The organism is Alkalihalobacillus bogoriensis ATCC BAA-922 (assembly GCF_000621445.1).
GTDB lineage: Bacteria > Bacillota > Bacilli > Bacillales > Bacillaceae_F > Bacillus_AO > Bacillus_AO bogoriense.
On sequence record NZ_JHYI01000058.1, the window covers coordinates 1 to 1,699 of the forward strand.

Here is a 1,699-nt window from a genome sequence, read left to right on the forward strand (position 1 = left end):
TGTTCCGCTGATATGAACAAAACTGTCAAGTCCCCCCCACTTTTTTACGTTTTTGGGCAACCTTAATAAAAGAACCTTGTTGCTTCTTTTTTTAGATTAACCAATCTGGTTAGACTATTTCCTTCGACCTTAACAACTCCCACTCAATTGGACGATAGGTTGTCAAGTGCTTTCCTTGACGAGCTATCGTCCAATTGAGATGCTGTAAAGAAGAGAAGGAAGGGTAAGCACACGGCACGAAGGCAAAATATTTTTAACACCGGTTGGCATTCTGATATACGTGGATTCACACAATTTATAATCCGTCTAGAGGCCTTTCACTAACTATTTACGTGCATTCACCTTGTAGAAGGTTAGCACAAGCGGAACTCGTGAATTATCCTCAACGGTTTTTTACTTTGCCTTCGAGCCCTACTCTTATCCTTATTGGGCAAGTTGCTTACTGTTAGTTTTTATATTTATGAAATCCTAATGTCAATGGGTTCTAACAATGAAAAACCTAGTTACCTCCGTCAACTTATTTTAGGTGTACCTTCTATCTCTTGTGCAATAGCCCAAATAAATCCTGCTAATTCTCTGGCAACAGCTGCGATGGCTGTTTTGCTTGATTTCCCACGTGACAATAAACGGAAGAATTTTTTGTGTAACCTTTGTTGAGCTTTCCAGGATATCGATTGAACAGACCCTGGTTGTCCATCTTGTCTTTTTTTTAATCGATCTCTAACTGCTGGTTGATATCGATAACTCCATGCGGACTCTACTAGCAATCGACGAACATGAGTATTTCCTGTTTTTGTGAGACTTCCTTGCTTGCGAATTCCACCACTAGAGCTTTCACTTGGAATGAGCCCAGTATAGGCCATGAGTTGTTTTGGACTCCTAAAACGTTTGAATGATCCGATTTCTGCCACTAAACTTGTTGCTGTAATTGTCGCTACCCCACGCAAGCATTGAAGCGCTTGAATCATTGGGGCGTGAACGCCTTCTGTTGCCTGTACTTCTATTTCAGCTTCTAATCGTTTTAGTCGCTGTTCTACTTCCTGTAGGTTCTGTAGATATTCTTGAAAAGCTATTCGTAGAGTAGAATATTCGAATTTTAGTGTATGAATCCATTCCCTATATTTAGAAGACCAATTTCTCCCCACTCCTTCCGGAGGGCGAATGTTATAGCGAAGAAGGAGTTTGGTAATGCGATGCTTGACTCGTAATTCATCTTCTTTCGCATCTTCTCGTGCTCGCACTAAATCACGTAAAGCTTCATCTTCTTTAGTCGGTATATAAATAGATGTCAACTCTCCTGCTCGAAATAGCTGTGCCAAACGAATGGCGTCTCTCTTGTCCGTTTTAACACGGTCTCCTGGTCTCTGAGGGATAAGGCCTGGCGCAATCACTTCGCACTCAATTCCTAAGGTTAACAAGAAGCGATAGATTGGATAGCCCGTAGGACCAGCTTCATAACAGACTTTTAAGTCTTCAGGATTTCCTAACGTTTTCATTAATTTTCGAATAGCCTCTGGAGTATTTGGAATCTCCCCACGATACCATGGCTTTTCTCTACCCGGGTATGCAATTGCAACTGCAATATTTTCCTTAGACACGTCTAAACCTACATATTTTGTGTTATCATTCATAGTAATGGCTCCTTTTCGTAATGTAGCTCTGATTTTGGTTTTTTACTTTTCCAGTAAACATTCTAACC

Annotated in this window: 1 protein-coding gene; it reads right to left on the reverse strand. The window is 40.8% G+C overall.

Annotated features, from left to right (window positions below):
- Positions 1-512: 512 nt before the first annotated feature.
- The gene (locus T323_RS0115785) at positions 513-1,631 is read right to left on the reverse strand and encodes an IS110 family RNA-guided transposase (protein ID WP_026674122.1); all 1,119 of its coding nucleotides are present in this window, start codon (positions 1,629-1,631) and stop codon (positions 513-515) included.
- Between the last annotated feature and the right edge of the window lie 68 nt (positions 1,632-1,699).

Coding starts and splice junctions, on each gene's coding strand:
- T323_RS0115785 (WP_026674122.1), bottom strand. CDS start 1,631: ATGAATGATAACACAAAATATGTAGGTTTAGACGTGTCTAAGGAAAAT.